Genomic DNA, 16,603 nt, shown 5'->3' with positions numbered 1-16,603 from the left:
ACTACCCCGCAAGATAGGGGGTTGGATTCCCGGCCCCCTATCCCCCTCGGTGGCATTTCCAGTGACTCAGATTCCGACGTGGAGTGGCGGACAGGTCAACCCCACTAACGGACGCGCGGCACCAGGCACCACGATCGGCGGGCGGTACGCCCTGCGAGCAGCGGTAGGCCACGGCGGCATGGGCACCGTGTGGCGTGCCGCGGACACCCTGCTCCGGCGCGACGTGGCGGTCAAGGAGGTCATCCTGCCGCCCGGCCTGGCGCCCAGCGATCGTGACTCCATGTACGAGCGGACGCTGCGCGAGGCCCGCGCCGCCGCGGCCCTGCAGCACCCGTCTGTGGTCCAGGTCTACGACGTCGTGCACGAGGGCGGCCGGCCGTGGATCGTGATGGAGCTGCTCGACGCCCGCAGCCTGGCCGACATGATCATCGAGGATGGCCCGGTCGCCCAGCGGGCGGTCGCCAAGATCGGGATCGCCCTGCTCGGCGCGTTGGAGGTCGCCCACGCGGTCGGCGTGCTGCACCGCGACGTCAAGCCGGCCAACGTGCTGATCTGCACCGACGGCCGGTGCGTGCTCACCGACTTCGGCGTGGCCCGGATGCCCACCGACGTACAGCTCACCACGCCGGGCATGGTGCTCGGCTCGCCGCACTTCATCTCCCCCGAACGGGCGATGGGCCAGGACTTCGGGCCGCCCAGCGACCTCTTCTCGCTCGGTGTGACGCTTTACACAGCGGTGGAGGGGCGGCCGCCGTTCGACAAGGGCGACCCGATCGAGACCATGCACGCGGTGGTCGAAGACCCGCCGGCGCCGCCGACCCGGGCCGGCGCCCTCACCCAGGTGCTCTTCGGTCTGCTGGAGAAGGACCCGTCCCGGCGGTACGACGTCAACCTGTCCCGGAGCATGCTGCGCGAGCTGCTCGCCGGCCCGCTGGCCAGCAAGGCGCCCGCGCACATGATGACCGACCCGTACGCCGTGGTGCCCAGCCAGCGCGCGAGCTGGCAGCCGCCTCCGCCGGTCCCGGCACCGCAGCCCAGCGGCCAGATCGGCGGGCGGGCCATGCTCTCGCCCGACGAGTCCCTCACCGACCGGCTGCGCGAGCTGCAGAAGACGAACTCCGCCGACACCACCCAGCCGACCGGCAGGTCCCGGGCGTTCGACGAGCCCACCAGCGCCCAGCCGGCCCCGCCCTGGCAGCTGCAACCACCACAGCAGCAGCCGGGGTGGCCGCCCGCGCCCGGCCAGCAGCCCGCCGGGCGCGCCACGGCCGCCCTGGAGCTGGCCCGCCGCACCGGGACCAGCCTGCTGACCGCCGTCCGGGGCTGGCCCCGCAACGTCCAGATCGCCGCGGCGGCCGGTGCCACGGCGGTGCTGCTGATCGGCAGCATCATGCTGCTCAGCGGCGGTGACGACGTCGACAACGCGCCGGCGCAGGCGGGCACGTCGAGCACCGCGCCGGCCGCAGCCGCGTTCGACACGCAGACGCACTCCGCGCGCGGCGTCTCGGTCAACGTGCCGGCCGGCTGGAAGAAGGGCACCGGCGGCCTCTTCATCGACTACACCGACCCGGAGGACAGCGGCCGCCGGGTGCGCATCCTGATCGAAAACTCCAAGGCCGAGCCGAGCAGGTACATGGAGAACGCCGGCGCTCGCCTGAAGAGCAACGCGGGCAAGAACTGCGCCCGCCCGTACACGCAGATCGGGCTCAACGAGGTCGACGTGGCCGGCAAGCCGGCCAGTGAGCTGGAGTACACCTGCGGCTCGGGCGACAGCATGCGGCACGGCGTGTGGCGGGCCATCGTGCTGGAGGGCAAGGCGTACTCGTTCTACCTGACCACGCCGGAGAGCCGGTTCGCGGAGAGCAAGCAGATCTTCGACGAGATGGTCCGGACATTCCAGGTGACCGCCGCGTAACTATCTCGACCCTCGGTCGCGCGGTGGTATCGGACACGTGCTATCAAAGCGGCTATGAACGAGCTTCGGGAGCGCGCGCAGGCATGGATCGACGACGACCCCGATCCGGCGAGCCGCGCCGAGTTGCGCGCGGTCCTCGACCGGCTCCCGGAGACCGCCGCTGACCTGGCCGACCGGTTCGCGGGCCCGCTGACCTTCGGCACCGCCGGGCTGCGGGGTCCGCTGCGCGCGGGCCCCAACGGCATGAACCTCGCCGTCGTCACCCAGGCAGCGGCCGGGCTGGTCACCTGGCTCGCGGCCCGCGACACACCCGGTCCGCTCGTCATCGGGTACGACGCGCGGCGCGGCTCGAAGGCGTTCGCCGAGCAGACCGCGCGGGTCGCCACCGGGGCCGGCCGGGCCGCGCTGGTGCTGCCCCGGCCGCTGCCCACGCCGGTGCTGGCGTACGCCGTACGGGTCCTGGGGGCGGTCGCCGGTGTGATGGTCACCGCCAGCCACAACCCGCCCCAGGACAACGGGTACAAGGTCTACCTGGGCGACGGCGCGCAGATCGTCCCGCCCGTGGACGCCGAGATCGAGGCGGCCATCCGAACGGTCGGCCCGCTGTCCGGCGTACCGCTGGGCGAGCCGGGCGAGGTGCTCGACGAGGACCTGGTGACCTCCTACGTGGACAGTGCGGCCGCCGTACTCGACCCGGACGGGCCGCGCGAGCTGGGCGTGGCGTACACGCCGCTGCACGGGGTCGGCGCGGCGGTGCTGACCGCCGCGTTCCGGCGGGCCGGCTTCGCCACGCCGGCCGTGGTGCCGGAGCAGGCCGAGCCCGACCCGGCGTTCCCCACCGTGGCGTTTCCCAACCCGGAGGAGCCGGGCGCCATCGACCGGGTCATCGCGCTCGCCGACGTCAACGGCGCCGACATCGCCATCGCCAACGACCCGGACGCCGACCGGTGCGCCGTGGCGATCCCCGACCCCGTACGCGGCTGGCGGATGCTGCGCGGCGACGAGGTGGGCGTGCTGATCGCCGACCACCTCATGCGGCAGGGCCGGCGCGGCCGGTACGCGACCACGATCGTGTCGTCGTCACTGCTCAAGGCGATGTGTGCGGCCCGGGGCATGCCGTACGCCCAGACGCTGACCGGGTTCAAGTGGATCGTGCGGGCCGGCGACGGGCTGGTCTTCGGCTACGAGGAGGCGCTCGGCTACTGCGTCGCCCCGGACCACGTACGGGACAAGGACGGCATCACGGCGGCGCTGACCGTGGCCGAGCTGGCCGCCGGCCTGCGGGCCGAGCTGCGGACCCTCGCCGACCGCCTGGACGACATCGCCGCCGAGTTCGGCGTGTACGTCACGGACCAGCTCTCCGTGCGGGTGGACGCCGCCCACGAGATCGGCGACATCATGACGCGCCTGCGGGGCAAGACGCCCGACGCGCTCCTGGACGAGCCGGTCACCTCGGTCGAAGACCTGCTCCCCGACGCGGACGTGGTCATCCTGCGCACCGACACCGCCCGCGTGGTGGTCCGCCCATCGGGCACCGAGCCGAAGCTCAAGGCGTACCTGGAAGTGGTGGAACCGGTCGTGGACGACGACATCCCCGCGGCGCGCGAGCGGGCCGCGGCCTCCGTCCGCGCCCTACGCACCGAGACGGCGGCCGCCCTAGGAATCTGGTAGAGCTGCAAGGAAGGGCCCCTTGTTATGCAAAAAGCGATAACAAGGGGCCCTTCCTTGCAGCTCAGATCCAGCGGGGGGCGGCGCCCAACGCCTGGTTGATGGCCTTGGCGAGGGCGGCGATCACGAGGGCGACGCTCGGCCGGATGGTCGACTCCTCCAGGCTGATCGAGCCGGTGAAGCCGGCGCCGCCGCCGATCTTCTCCAGCTGCTGGTGTGCTCCCTTGATCTCCCCGTCGGACAGGCCCAGGGTGGGCTCCATCCGGACGGCCGCCACCAGCGTGGCGAGCGCCGCGGTGCGCTCGTCCGGCTGGTCGTCGCCGCTGAGGGCCTTGCCGAGCCGGGCCCGCACCTCGGCCTCCACGCTGGCGTCGACCGTCGGGTAGCGGTGCAGATGGATGAAGCCCATCGCGGTCTCGTCGACGTCGCGCACCACACCGCGGGCGCACAGGTCGGCGAGCACCCGGTCGCGCAGCCCGTGCCGCAGCCGCTGCACCCACGACGCGGGCGTGTGCGGCGTGTCGGAGGCGATCCGCGCCAGTACGTCATCGGCGATCGGCCCACCGGTCGGCGACGAGTCGGTGACCATGATCGTCCCGTCGGAGTACGCGATCCGGCCGGCCAGCGCCAGCTCCACCAGCACCGCAGCGGCCATACCCAGGTCGAGGCCGATCCGGGAGCCGATCGCTTTGCCCGTCTCGTCGTCGTACGCGAGCAGGAGCAGTTCTTCGGCCAGTGCAACGGAGCTCATGGCCCCGAACGCTAGCCGGTCGGCGCCCGTATTGCATTAATCTCCCACGGGTGCAGGCCATACTCGCCACCCTGGGCTACGTGCTGTCGGCCGACCGGCGCCGGCTGCTGATGATCCACCGGGACGCGCGGCCGGACGACGTGCACTTCGGGTACCACAACGGGCTGGGCGGCAAGCTCGAGCCGGACGAGGACGTGGCGGCCGGCATGCGCCGGGAGATCCGCGAGGAGGCCGGCATCGAGTGCAAGGAGCTGGAGCTGGCCGGCACGATCTCCTGGCCCGGCTTCGGCCGCCAGGGCGAAAACTGGTTCGCCTTCCTCTTCCGGGTGCCGGAGTGGACCGGCGAGCCGCTCGCCAACAACCCCGAGGGCACGCTGGTCTGGCGGGACGTCGCCGACGTACTCGCCGGGCGGGTGCCCATGTGGGAGAGCGACCGGCACTTCCTGCCGCTGGTCTTCGCCGAGCGCCCCCAGGTCTTCCACGGCGTCATGCCGTTCGCGAACGGCCGCGCCCTGAGCTGGTCCTACACCTCTCTGTGATCAAGGCGTCCTTCAAGTCGTTATAACGACTTGAAGGACGCCTTGATCACAGAGATGGGGAAGCGTTAGAAGCGGGGCATGCCGCCGAACTGGCGGTCGCCGGCGTCGCCCAGGCCCGGGACGATGAACGCCTTGTCGTTGAGCCCCTCGTCGATCGAGGCGGTGACCAGGCGCAGCGGGAGGCCGGAGCGGTCCAGGCGGTCGATGCCGGCCGGCGCGGCCAGGACGCACAGCACGACGATGTCGGTGCACCCCCGGTCGGCCAGCAGCCGGCAGCAGTGCTCCAGCGAGCCGCCGGTGGCGAGCATCGGGTCGAGCACGAAGACCGGCCGGTCGGCGAGGTCGGCGGGCAGCGACTCCATGTAGGCGCGCGGCTCGAAGGTGTGCTCGTCGCGGGCCAGCCCGACGAAGCCCATCGACGACTCCGGCAGCAGCGCCAGGGCCGAGTCGGCCATCCCCAGGCCGGCGCGCAGCACGGGTACGAGCAGCGGCGGGTTGGCCAGCCGGGTGCCCTCGGTCGGGGCCACCGGCGTCTCGACCGTGAAGCGTTCGATCTCCAGGGAGCGGGCTGCCTCGTACACGAGCATGGTGGTGAGCTCGTGGAGTGCGGCGCGGAACGCCGCCGAATCGGTGCGGGCATCGCGCATCGCGGTAAGCCGCGACTGGGCGAGAGGATGATCAACGACGAGTACGTCCACGGCGGTCAACCTACCTGCCCGGTGTCTAGACTCGCGGGTATGACGGCGACAGTGCAGTCGGCGCTCGCCGACATCGGGCGCTCAGATGCGGGCTTACGTGCTTTTCTGCACGGATTGCCCGGTGTCGACCAGGTGGGCGCCGAGCAGCGGGCCGCCATGCTCGCCACCCGGTCGATCAAGACGACCGCCAAGGCGTGGGCGATCGACCTGGCCATCCGCATGGTCGACCTGACCACGCTCGAAGGCGCGGACACCCCCGGCAAGGTGCGCGCGCTCTGCGCCAAGGCCCGCCGCCCGGACCCGGCCGACCCGTCCTGCCCTGCCGCCGCGGCGGTGTGCGTCTACCCGGCGATGGTGCCGGTGGCTTTTGAGGTGTTGCGCGGCTCCGGCGTCCACCTGGCCAGCGTCGCGACCGCGTTCCCGTCCGGGCAGGCGCCGCTGGAGGTCAAGCTCGCCGACACCAGGGCCGCCGTCGCGGCCGGCGCCGACGAGATCGACATGGTGATCAACCGGGGCGCCTTCCTCTCCGGGCGCTATCGGGAGGTGTACGACGAGATCGTCGCCGTCAAGGAGGCGTCCGGCACCGCCCACCTCAAGGTGATCCTGGAGACCGGCGAGCTGGTCACCTACGACAACGTGCGGCGTGCCTCATGGCTGGCGATGCTGGCCGGCGGCGACTTCATCAAGACGTCCACCGGCAAGGTGCCGGTCGCGGCGACGCTGCCGGTGACGCTCGTGATGCTGGAGGCCGTGCGCGACTTCCGGGCCGCGACCGGCCGCCAGGTGGGCGTGAAGCCGGCGGGCGGGATCCGCACCACCAAGGACGCCATCAAGTACCTCGTCGTGGTCAACGAGACCGCCGGCGCGGACTGGCTCGACCCGGACTGGTTCCGCTTCGGCGCTTCCACGCTCCTCAACGACCTGCTGATGCAGCGGACCAAACTCACCACCGGGCGCTACTCCGGTCCGGACTACTTCACAGTGGACTGACCATGTTCGAATACGCTCCCGCACCCGAGTCACGCTCCATTGTGGACATCAAGCCGGCGTACGGTTTGTTCGTCAACGGGGAGTGGGTCGACGGCGAGGTGCGCAACAAGACCGTCAACCCGGCCACCGAAGAGGTGCTCGCCGAGGTCACCTGGGCCACAGAGTCCGAAGTGGACACTGCGGTGCGGGCCGCCCGCGCGGCGTACGAGAACGTCTGGTCCCGGATGCCCGGACGCGAGCGGGCGAAGTATCTCTTCCGGATCGCCCGCATCATCCAGGAGCGCGCCCGCGAGCTGGCCGTACTGGAATCGCTCGACAACGGCAAGCCGATCCGCGAGTCGCGCGACGTGGACGTGCCGCTGGTAGCGGCGCACTTCTTCTACTACGCCGGCTGGGCCGACAAGCTCGGGTACGCCGGCTTCGGCCCCGACCCGCGCCCCATCGGCGTCGCGGGCCAGGTCATCCCGTGGAACTTCCCGCTGCTGATGCTGGCCTGGAAGATCGCGCCGGCGCTGGCGTGCGGCAACACGGTCGTGCTCAAGCCGGCCGAGACCACGCCGCTGACCGCGCTCGTCTTCGCCGAGATCTGCCAGGAGGCCGACCTGCCGCCCGGCGTGGTCAACATCGTCACCGGCGCCGGTGAGACCGGGCACGCTCTCGTCTCCCACCCGGACGTCAACAAGGTGGCGTTCACCGGGTCGACCGAGGTGGGGCGGGCCATCGCCAAGTCCGTAGCCGGCACCCGCAAGAAGGTCACGCTGGAGTTGGGCGGCAAGGCGGCCAACATCGTCTTCGACGACGCGCCGATCGACCAGGCCGTCGAGGGCATCGTCAACGGCATCTTCTTCAACCAGGGCCATGTGTGCTGCGCCGGCTCCCGCCTGCTGGTCCAGGAGTCCGTGTACGACGAGGTGCTGGCCGGGCTGAAGCGGCGGATGGCCCTCCTGCGGGTGGGCGACCCCCTGGACAAGAACACGGACATCGGTGCCATCAACTCGGCGGCGCAACTGGAGCGCATCCGTACGCTGTCCGACATCGGCGCCGAGGAGGGCGCCGCCCGGTGGTCGCCGCCGTGCGAGCTGCCCGACCGGGGATTCTGGTTCGCGCCGACCATCTTCACCGGCGTGACCCAGGCGCACCGGATCGCCCGGGAAGAGATCTTCGGGCCGGTGCTGTCGGTGCTGACGTTCCGCACCCCGGCCGAGGCGGTCGAAAAGGCCAACAACACGCCGTACGGGCTGTCGGCGGGCGTGTGGACGGACAAGGGCTCGCGCATCCTGTGGACGGCCGACCGGCTGCGCGCCGGCGTGGTGTGGGCCAACACGTTCAACAAGTTCGACCCGGCGTCGCCGTTCGGCGGGTACAAGGAGTCCGGCTACGGTCGCGAGGGCGGTCGGCACGGGTTGGAGGCTTACCTCGATGTCTAGGCTCGCCGTCAGGAAGACCTACAAGCTCTTCATCGGCGGGAAGTTCCCGCGCAGCGAGTCGGGGCGGTCGTATCTGGTGCAGGACTCCAACGTGGCGCTCGCGTCCCGCAAGGACGTACGGGACGCGGTGGTCGCCGCCCGCGCGGCCGTGAAGGGCTGGTCGGGCACGACCGCGTACAACCGGGGGCAGATCCTCTACCGGGTGGCCGAGATGTTGGAGGGCCGGCGCGACCAGTTCGTCGGGCTCGGCGAGGCGCCGGCCGACGTGGACGCCGCGATCGACCGCTGGGTCTGGTACGCCGGCTGGTCCGACAAGATCGCCCAGGTGTACGGCAACGCCAACCCGGTCGCCGGCCCGTACTTCAACCTCTCTTCCCCCGAGCCGACCGGCGTGGTCGGCATGGTCGCCCCGCCGGAGTCCGCGCTGCTCGGCCTGGTCGGCGTGGTGGCCCCGGCGATCGTCACCGGCAACACGGTGGTGGTGCTCGCCGCCGAAGGACGCCCGCTGCCCGCGGTAACGCTCGCCGAGGTGCTGGCCACCTCGGACCTGCCCGGCGGGGTGGTCAACGTGCTGACCGGCAAGGTGGCCGAGACCGCCCCGTGGCTGGCCGCGCACATGGACGTCAACGCGCTCGACCTGACCGGCGTGGCCGACCGGGAGTTGGCCAGGTCGCTGGAGGAGGCCGCGGCCGACAACCTCAAGCGCGTCGTACGCCCGCCGGCGACCCCGGTGGACTGGACCGCCGACCCGGGCATCGCCCGCATGACAAGCTTCCTGGAGACCAAAACCGTCTGGCACCCCAAGGGCGTATAGGTGGCCTTTACAATCGCCGACCTCGAAGAGCTTCCGCGGGGCACACGCGCCGAGGTGCATGACGGTAATTTGTACGTCATTTTTCCGGCTCGCTTGTGGCATCAATACGTTGAGCAAAAGCTCTGCAATCTTCTGGAGCAGGCCGGCCGATTTGCATTTACGCAAGTCGGCGTACTCAATACGGCCAAGGACACCCGTGTTGCCGAGGTCGGCGTGTTCTACGACCAACCGACCGACCCGAACGCGGCCTGGCACGACCCCGCCGCCCTGGCACTGGTGGCGGAGGTATGGTCGCCGTCGTCCGACAAGAAAGATCGCAACCCGAGTTGGTACGCCGAGCGCGGAATTCCGGAGTACTGGCTCGCCGAGCCGATCGAGGGCGACCCGTGGGGTGCCCTCGTCACGATGTATGAGTTGGCCAACACATTGGCCGGCAGCACGGAATACGTCGAAAGGCGCCGCGCCACCCTTGCGGAATTGCAACTCAACGGCCTGAGCTAATTCGCCGACCAAGGATTTCGTCGTCGATCAAGGGCGAACGGTCGTGCTTTGATCTCCAATCCACGACCATTTGCCCTTGATCGACGAGGCTCGCGGCCCTTGATCGACGGGCTGGCGGGCGGGGGCGTGGCGGGTAGGATCGATGGCGTGATGCGGTTGGGGGAGCTTGAGCGTGCCGTTATGGATGTGCTGTGGGATCGTGGCACGCCGCTGACAGTGCGCGAGGTCGCCGAGACGCTCCAGGACCGCGAGTTGGCGTACACGACCGTGATGACCGTGCTGGACCGGCTCGCCGGCAAGGGGATGGTGGAGCGGGACCGGGCCGGTCGAGCCTGGAGCTACCGGCCGGCGGCCAGCCGCGAGGCATACATCGCGCAGCTCATGCTCGACGCCCTGGACCTGTCCAGCAGCCGTGACGCGGCGCTGGTGCGCTTCGCCCGCTCGGTGAGCGGCACGGAGGCCGAGGTGCTGCGGGCCGCCCTGGCCGAGGAAGCAGCGGACGGGAAAGACTGACCGCCATGGTGTACGCCGCGCATTTCGCCGGAGCCGTGCTGGCGTGCTACCTCACCGCCCAGGTGCTCACCCGGTCCACGTGGACCTACCGCAGCCCTCGGGTCGCGATCGTGTGCTGGCAAGCGGTCGGGCTCGCGCTCGGGCTCGCCGCGATCGGCCTGCCGCTGGCCCTGGGCCTGGGGCCGTACGGCACCGGGGTCGGCACCGCGCTCCTCCGGCTCGTCTCCGGTGAGCTGCCGCCCGGGTTCGGCCCGGCGCACGTGGCGTTCGTCGCGGGCGGGTTCGGCGTCGGGGCGGTGCTGATCGGCACCACCGTCACCTGCGGGCTGCGCGCCATCCGCGCACAACGACGGCACCGGGACCTGCTCAACCTGGTGGCCCGCGACGACCCGGCCGCACCGGGTGCGCTGGTCCTCGACCACCCGAGCGCCGCGGCGTACTGCCTGCCGGGCGTCCGGCCCACCGTCGTGGTGAGCGCGGGCACGCTCAGCCTGCTCGACCGGCCGCAGCTCGCCGCCGTGCTCAGCCACGAGCGGGCCCACGCCGACGAGCGGCACGACCTGGTGCTGCTGCCGTTCACCGCGCTGTGCCGGGCGTTGCCGTGGGCCGCCTGGGTCCGCGCCGCCCGCGCCACGGTCGCGCTGCTGGTCGAGATGCGGGCCGACGACAAGGCCCGCCGGCAGCACCTGGACGGCCCGCTCGCCGCAGCACTGCTGCGCTTCGCGTCGGCCCCGTCGCGAGTCACGCCCGCGGGCGCGCTCGGCGTCGCCGACACCGAGCTCGACGCCCGCGTACAACGCCTGCTCACCGCCGGCCGGCCGGCCCGGGTGCGCGGCACGCTCGCCCTGGTGGTCGCGGCGACGCTGGTCGCGCTGACCGTCTCGCTGTTCCTCGCCTGACCCACCCCCGCGCCGTCGGTCAGCGTTCTGGCCGGACACCCGCGTGGCGCGCTGGCGTGAGTAGGGCGCCCCGGTTGGGAAGCAGCCCAAGCCGGCACTCCGCGCCGGCCCTGGAGCCCCACCGATCAAGGACTCTCTCGTCGATCAAGGGCGAATAGCCGTGGTTTGATCTCCGATCCACGACCATTCGCCCTTGATCGACGAGAGAGTCCTTGATCGACGCGCAGAGCCCTTGATCGACGCGCAGAGCCCTTGATCGACGCGCAGAGCGGGCACGGCGCGCACTACACGGTGTCGTAGATATATGTATGGTCGCTACATGTAGGGTGGCCACATGGACCCGTTGCTGCTCGCGCGCTTGCAGTTCGCTACGACGACGTCGATCCATTTCCTGTTCGTGCTGGTCACGCTCGGTCTGGTCACCCTGCTTGTGTACTTGCAGACGGCGCGGTTCGTCACGAAGAAGCCGGTCTACGAGCGGCTCACCCGCTTCTGGGGCACCCTGTACCTGATCAACTACGCGCTCGGGATCGTGACGGGCATCGTGATGGAGTTCCAGTTCGGGCTGAACTGGAGTGGGCTGTCCCGCTACGTCGGCAACGTCTTCGGCGCCCCGCTGGCCACCGAGACGCTGGTCGCGTTCTTCCTGGAGTCGACGTTCCTGGGCATGTGGATCTTCGGTTGGCACCGGCTGCGGCGCGGCATCCACCTCGCCCTGCTGTACGGCGTGGCCATCACCGCGTACACCTCGGCCTTCTGGGTCATGGTGGCCAACTCCTGGCTGCAGCATCCGGTCGGGTACGAGGAGAAGGACGGCGTCGCCCACCTCACCGACTTCGGGGCGCTGCTGAGCAACCAGTCGTTCCCGATCGCGCTCCTGCACGTGATCTTCGCGGCCATCACGACCGGCGGCTTCCTGATGGCCGGCATCAGCGCCTGGCAGCTCATCCGCCGAAACCCGGACTACGAGGTATTTCGCAAGTCGCTGCGGATCGGGGTGGTGACCGCCGCGATCGGCACGACCATGGTCACCGGCTTCGGGTACGCCCAGTTCGGCTACCTCAGCGAGATCCAGCCCACCAAGCTCGGCGCCGAGGCGGACAAGCTGGCCGCCGCGGCCGACTTCGCGGCGCGCTTCGGCGGGAGCCCAGGCGACTACCTGCCGCCCGAGTGGGTCGGCGCGCCGCTCGGCTTCATGATCCTGATCGCCAACACGCTGGCGCTCGTGATCTTCCTGCTTCCGCTCCTCTGGCGGGATTGGATCATCCGGCTCAAGTTTCCGCTGTACCTGCTCCTATTCGCGGTGCCGCTGCCGTTCCTGGCGGCTCTCTTCGGGTGGTTCTTCCGCGAGCTCGGCCGTCAGCCGTGGGTCGCGTACGGGCTGCTCAAGACCGGAGACGCGGTAACCCCGGCGAGCGGCGGCGTGCTGCTCACCTCGTTCCTCGGCTTCTCGGTGCTGCTGATCGCGCTGGCCGTCGCGGACTGGCTGCTCCTGGCCCGCTTCGCCAGCCGCGGCTCGGCCGACCCCGCACTCGGCCGCCGGCCCGACGAGCCCGTACTCCCCATCGACGGCCGGCCCGAGCCGGCCCTGGCCTGAGGAGGCGACCGTGGCAACCGTCTGGTACGCCCTGCTCGGGCTCTTCTTCGCCGCCTACCTGGTGCTGGGCGGCTACGACTACGGCTCCGGCGTCCTGCTCGCCCGCGCCCGGACCCCCGAGGCGCGGCGCGGCCTGCTCACCGCGGTCGGCCCGTTCTTCCTCGGTAACGAGGTCTGGCTGGTCGCCGCGATGGGGATCCTCTTCGGCGCGTTCCCGATGTTGGAGGGCGAACTGCTGTCCGGCCTCTACCCGGCCGTGGCGCTCGCGCTGGCCGGGGTGATCCTCGTCACCGCCGCGGTGCAGCTACGGAGCCGGGAAATCAGGCTGCGCGGCGGCTGGGATCGGCTGGTCATCGGCGGCAGCGCCCTCGCCGCGCTCGGCTGGGGCGCCGTGCTCGGTGGCCTCCTGCAAGGGGTGCCGCTGCACGCGGACGGCCATGTCGCGGGCGTCGGCCACGCGGTGACGCCCTTCACGGCCGCCACCGCGGTCACGCTGCTGGCGCTGGTCGCCGTGCACGGCGCCGCCTTCCTCGCGCTGCGCCTGCCTGAGGGCGGGTTCGCCCACCCGGGCCGCCAGCTGGTGCCGTGGGCACTCGCCGCCGTCGCCGGGACCGCCGTCGTGGGCCTTCTCTCTTCCCGGGTACGCGCCGCGGTAGAGCAGCCGGCTGCCGTCGTACCCCTGCTGGGTGTGCTGGCGGCGGCGCTGCTGGTCGCCGCCGGCGCATGGCGGCGGGGCAGGCCGGGCGCCGCCTTTGTCGCCACGTCGGTGGCGCTGGTCGTGCCGGTGGCGCTGGTCGGATCGGCGACCTGGCCCTACACGCTGGTGTCGACCGTCGACCCGGCGGCCAGCCTGACGGTCGCCGACGCGGCGGCCAGCGGTCCCACCCTGCGGCTGCTCGGCTGGCTCGCCGTACCGCTCGTCCCGGCCCTATTAGGCTTCCAGGTGATGTGCTGGTGGATTTTCCGCGGACGGATCGACCAGCGGGCGCCGGTGTACTGGTGAGTCGGCGCCCCTTCGATCCCCGCCTGCTGCGCCGGGTCCCCGCGACCCGGCGCCAGTTCGCAGCACTCGGTCTGCTCGGGGTTGCCGCCGCGGTGGTGGTGATCGCCCAGGCCACGGCGCTGGCGGCGGTGCTCGCCGCGGCGGCGGGCGGGCGGCTGGACCAGGCGGCGCTGGCCGGTTTCGTGGCCGCGGTGGCGGCGCGGGCGGGTGTCGTGTGGGGCCAGGGCGTCGTGGCGGCCCGCGCGGCGGCGACCGTCAAGGCCGCCCTGCGCGGCGAACTGCTCGGCGCGGTGGGCCGGCGCGGACCGGCGTGGGTGGCGGGCCAGCGGGCCGGCGAGATCGCCACGCTCGCGGGACGCGGGCTGGACGCGCTGGACGCCTACTTCACCGGATACCTGCCGCAGCTCGTGCTCGGCGTGACCGTGCCCGTGGCGGTGCTGGCGCGGCTGGTGTTCGCCGACTGGAGCTCGGCCGTGATCGTGGCGGTGACGCTGCCGCTCATCCCGATCTTCGGGGCGCTGCTGGGCTGGCAGGCGCAGGCGGCCACGCAGCGCCAGTGGCGGCGGCTGTCGATGCTGGGTGGCCACTTCCTCGACATGGTGGCCGGGCTGCCGACGCTGCGTGCGTTCGGGCGGGCCCAGGCGCAGGTCGAGGTCGTCCGCAAGATGGCCGACGGGCACCGCGGCGCGACCATGCGGACGCTGCGGATCGCGTTCCTGTCCGGTCTGGTGCTGGAGCTGATCGCCACGCTGTCGGTGGCGCTGGTCGCGGTCCCGATCGGCCTGCGCCTGCTGGACGGCGGCCTGACCCTGCAGACGGCCCTCCTGGTGCTCCTGCTGGCCCCGGAGGCGTACCTCCCGCTGCGCGCGGCCGGCGCCCGCTTCCACGCCAGCCAAGAGGGCCTCACCGCGCTCGAGTCATCCTTCGAGCTGTTAGCAGGGGACCCTTCCTATGCGAAAAGCGCTAACAAGGTGCCCTTCCTTGCATCCCTGAGCTTTGCGGGGGTGAGTGTGAGCTATGAGCGCGGCGACGCGCTCAGGGACCTGTCGCTCACCGTCAACGCGGGCGAACGCGTCGCGCTGGTAGGCCCCAGCGGGGCCGGAAAGAGCACGGTACTAGCCCTACTGCTGGGCTTCGTGGTCCCAAACACCGGGCACGTGCGAGTGAACGGCGTAGACCTGGCCACGCTCGACCTGGACGAGTGGCGCCGCAAGATCGCGTGGGTGCCCCAGCGGCCGCACCTGTTCGCGGCGTCGCTCGCCGACAACATCCGCCTCGGCGCTCCCGACGCGTCGGACGAGGCGCTGCGCCTCGCCGTCAAGGCCGCCGCGCTGGACGAGGTGGTCGACGCGCTGCCCGACGGGCTCGACACCGTGCTCGGCGAGCGCGGCCACGGGCTGTCCAGCGGCCAGCGGCAGCGGGTGGCGCTGGCCCGGGCGTTCCTGCGGGACGCGCCGATCCTGCTGCTCGACGAGCCGACCGCGCGCCTCGACGGTGCGTCCGAGGCCGCCGTGCTGGAGGCCACCCGGCGGCTGATGGCCGGTCGTACCGCCATCGTCGTGGCCCACCGCCCCGCGCTGCTCGCCGAGGCCGACCGCGTCATCCGGGTCACGGCAGGCGCCGCCGTGGAGGTGCCCGCATGAGCCCCGAACGGACCGTGCTGCGGCTGGCCCGGCCCTACCTCGGCCGGCTGGTCGCCGCGGGCGTGCTCGCCGCCGGCACCGAGCTGGCCGGGCTGGCTCTGATGGCCACCGCGACCTGGCTGCTCATCACCGCCGCCGGCCAGCCGCCGCTGAGCGCGCTCACCGTCGCCATCGTTTCCGTGCGCGCGCTGGCCATCGGGCGGGGCGTGCTGCGCTACACGGAACGGCTCGCCGGCCACGACGCGGTGCTGCGGATCCTCACCGACGTACGGGCGCGGGTGTTCGAGACGCTCTCCACCCGCCGTGAACCGGTCCGCACCGGCGACTCGCTCAGCCGGCTGGTGTCCGATGTGGACGCCGTACAGGACCTGCTGCTGCGGGTGCTGGTCCCGGGCGCGGCGGCCGCCGCCGTGGGCGTACTGGCCGTGGGCGGCGCGGCGCTCATCTCCCCCGCCGCGGCGGTGGCTCTCGCCGCCGGGCTGCTCGTCGCCGGGGGCGCCCTGCCCGCCGCGGCCACCGCGCTCACCCGCCGTACGGCCGACCGGGTGGCCCCGCTCCGCGGCGCGCTCGCGGGCGACGCCATCGACCTGACCCACGGCGCCGCCGACCTCGCCGCGTACGGGGCGACCGCGGCGGCCCTCGACGCCGCGAACCGCCGGGCCGGCGAGCTGTCCCGGCTGGAGCGCCGGCTCGCGACGTCCGGCTGGGCGGTCGACGCGGCCGGCGTACTCGTGGGTGGCGCGACCGCGGCGGCCGTGGCCGTCACCGCGCTGCGCGCCGATGTCGACGGGGTGCTCGTGGGCGTCCTCGCCGTCGGCGCGCTCGCCGCGGTCGAAGCCTGCCTGGCGCTGGTCACGTCGGCGCGGCAGTGGAGCGAGCTGCGCGCCGGGCTGTCCCGGGTCGCCGCGCTGCTCACCCCCGCACCCGCCGCGGCGACCGACCCGGTCGACCTCGCCAGCATCACCGTGCGCTACCGGCCGGACGGGCCGCCCGCGCTCGACCGGGTACGCGTCGACCTCCCACCGGGACGCCGGATCGCGGTCGTCGGCCCGAGCGGGGCAGGAAAGAGCAGCCTCCTGCACGCGCTGACCGAGTGGGGCGGCTCGCCCGCGCAGGTGGGCGGGCTGCTCGCCGAGGCGTACGTCTTCCACGCCTCCGTACGCGAAAACCTGCTGCTGGGCCGGACCGACGCCACCGACGACGACCTCGCCGCCGCGTGCGCGACGGCCGGGCTCCTCGACTGGGTAGGCGAGCAGCCGGACGGCTGGGACACGGTGGTGGGCGAGGACGGCGGGCAGCTCTCCGGCGGCCAGCGGCAGCGGCTGGCCCTGGCTAGGGCGTTGCTGCTGGACCCGGCCGTGCTGGTCCTGGACGAGCCCACCGAGGGCCTGGACCCGGCCGCCGCCGACGAGGTGCTGGCCGCCACTCTCGGGGCCGCCCGAGGGTCCGTGGTGCTGGTCACCCACCGGCTGCGCGGGCTCGCCGGCCTGGACGAGGTCCTCGTGCTCGACGCGGGCCGGGTGGTGCAGCGCGGCACCCACGCCGAGTTGGCGGCCGTGCCGGGGTGGTACCGCGACCAGTGGCTCGCGCAGGAGGCCGCCGAGCGCGGTTACGTCAGCCTCGGCACGCCCTAAGGGAAGCTCCC

The 16,603-nt window shown here is 72.2% G+C and carries 14 protein-coding genes and 1 pseudogene; 13 read left to right on the top strand and 2 right to left on the bottom strand.

Features of this window, described 5'->3' with window-relative positions; all coding sequences use genetic code 11:
* Positions 1–61 precede the first annotated feature (61 nt).
* Together Prum_RS23175 and Prum_RS23170 are read left to right on the top strand one after the other, a co-directional pair.
* Positions 62–1,915: a serine/threonine-protein kinase gene (locus Prum_RS23175; RefSeq protein WP_173078408.1), complete on the top strand. Its 1,854-nt coding sequence runs from the start codon at positions 62–64 to the stop codon at positions 1,913–1,915.
* A gap of 54 nt (positions 1,916–1,969) precedes the next feature.
* The gene (locus Prum_RS23170) at positions 1,970–3,586 is read left to right on the top strand and encodes a phospho-sugar mutase (protein WP_173078407.1); all 1,617 of its coding nucleotides are present in this window, start codon (positions 1,970–1,972) and stop codon (positions 3,584–3,586) included.
* 61 nt (positions 3,587–3,647) lie between these two features.
* Here the strand turns inward: Prum_RS23170 and Prum_RS23165 are convergent, their stop codons facing one another.
* A complete protein-coding gene (locus tag Prum_RS23165; protein ID WP_173078406.1) occupies positions 3,648–4,334 on the bottom strand; it encodes a GOLPH3/VPS74 family protein in 687 nt (228 codons plus the stop codon).
* Positions 4,335–4,384: 50 nt separating this feature from the next.
* On the opposite strand from Prum_RS23165, the gene Prum_RS23160 reads away from it, so the two are divergent.
* Positions 4,385–4,873, top strand: a complete 489-nt coding sequence (locus Prum_RS23160) for an NUDIX hydrolase (RefSeq protein WP_173078405.1) — start codon at positions 4,385–4,387, stop codon at positions 4,871–4,873.
* 65 nt (positions 4,874–4,938) lie between these two features.
* On the opposite strand, the gene upp is transcribed toward Prum_RS23160, so the two are convergent.
* On the bottom strand, positions 4,939–5,571 hold the full coding sequence (upp, locus tag Prum_RS23155; RefSeq protein WP_173078404.1) for a uracil phosphoribosyltransferase: 633 nt from the start codon (positions 5,569–5,571) through the stop codon (positions 4,939–4,941).
* Positions 5,572–5,610: 39 nt separating this feature from the next.
* Here upp and deoC point away from each other — a divergent pair, with 39 nt between their 5' ends.
* The 10 genes and pseudogenes from deoC to cydC all read left to right on the top strand — a co-directional run bounded on the left by deoC (position 5,611) and on the right by cydC (position 16,592).
* The gene (deoC, locus tag Prum_RS23150) at positions 5,611–6,561 is read left to right on the top strand and encodes a deoxyribose-phosphate aldolase (protein ID WP_173078403.1); all 951 of its coding nucleotides are present in this window, start codon (positions 5,611–5,613) and stop codon (positions 6,559–6,561) included.
* Positions 6,562–6,563: 2 nt separating this feature from the next.
* Positions 6,564–7,988, top strand: coding sequence for an aldehyde dehydrogenase family protein (locus Prum_RS23145; protein WP_173078402.1), 1,425 nt, complete (start codon positions 6,564–6,566; stop codon positions 7,986–7,988).
* Entirely contained in the window at positions 7,981–8,802 is an 822-nt protein-coding gene (locus Prum_RS23140) for an aldehyde dehydrogenase family protein (RefSeq protein ID WP_173078401.1), read from the top strand. Before Prum_RS23145 ends, Prum_RS23140 begins: the two co-directional genes overlap by 8 nt.
* A complete protein-coding gene (locus Prum_RS23135; protein ID WP_173078400.1) occupies positions 8,803–9,303 on the top strand; it encodes a Uma2 family endonuclease in 501 nt (166 codons plus the stop codon).
* 147 nt (positions 9,304–9,450) lie between these two features.
* Positions 9,451–9,789 (top strand): annotated as a pseudogene (locus tag Prum_RS23130) (BlaI/MecI/CopY family transcriptional regulator); the annotation flags it as partial.
* A gap of 32 nt (positions 9,790–9,821) precedes the next feature.
* Positions 9,822–10,715, top strand: coding sequence for a M56 family metallopeptidase (locus tag Prum_RS23125; RefSeq protein ID WP_173078399.1), 894 nt, complete (start codon positions 9,822–9,824; stop codon positions 10,713–10,715).
* 334 nt (positions 10,716–11,049) lie between these two features.
* The gene (locus Prum_RS23120) at positions 11,050–12,312 is read left to right on the top strand and encodes a cytochrome ubiquinol oxidase subunit I (RefSeq protein WP_173078398.1); all 1,263 of its coding nucleotides are present in this window, start codon (positions 11,050–11,052) and stop codon (positions 12,310–12,312) included.
* 10 nt (positions 12,313–12,322) lie between these two features.
* Entirely contained in the window at positions 12,323–13,315 is a 993-nt protein-coding gene (locus tag Prum_RS23115) for a cytochrome d ubiquinol oxidase subunit II (RefSeq protein WP_173078397.1), read from the top strand.
* Entirely contained in the window at positions 13,312–14,958 is a 1,647-nt protein-coding gene (gene cydD / locus Prum_RS23110; RefSeq protein WP_173078396.1) for a thiol reductant ABC exporter subunit CydD, read from the top strand. The genes Prum_RS23115 and cydD overlap by 4 nt, the downstream gene beginning before the upstream one ends.
* Complete coding sequence (gene cydC / locus Prum_RS23105) at positions 14,955–16,592, top strand: thiol reductant ABC exporter subunit CydC (protein WP_173078395.1); 1,638 nt, start codon at positions 14,955–14,957, stop codon at positions 16,590–16,592. The genes cydD and cydC overlap by 4 nt, the downstream gene beginning before the upstream one ends.
* Positions 16,593–16,603: the final 11 nt, after the last annotated feature.

The organism is Phytohabitans rumicis (genome assembly GCF_011764445.1).
In the GTDB taxonomy this organism is placed as follows: domain Bacteria; phylum Actinomycetota; class Actinomycetes; order Mycobacteriales; family Micromonosporaceae; genus Phytohabitans; species Phytohabitans rumicis.
Note: the sequence above shows the minus strand (reverse complement) of the source record. Positions and strands in the feature narration are given on the sequence as shown.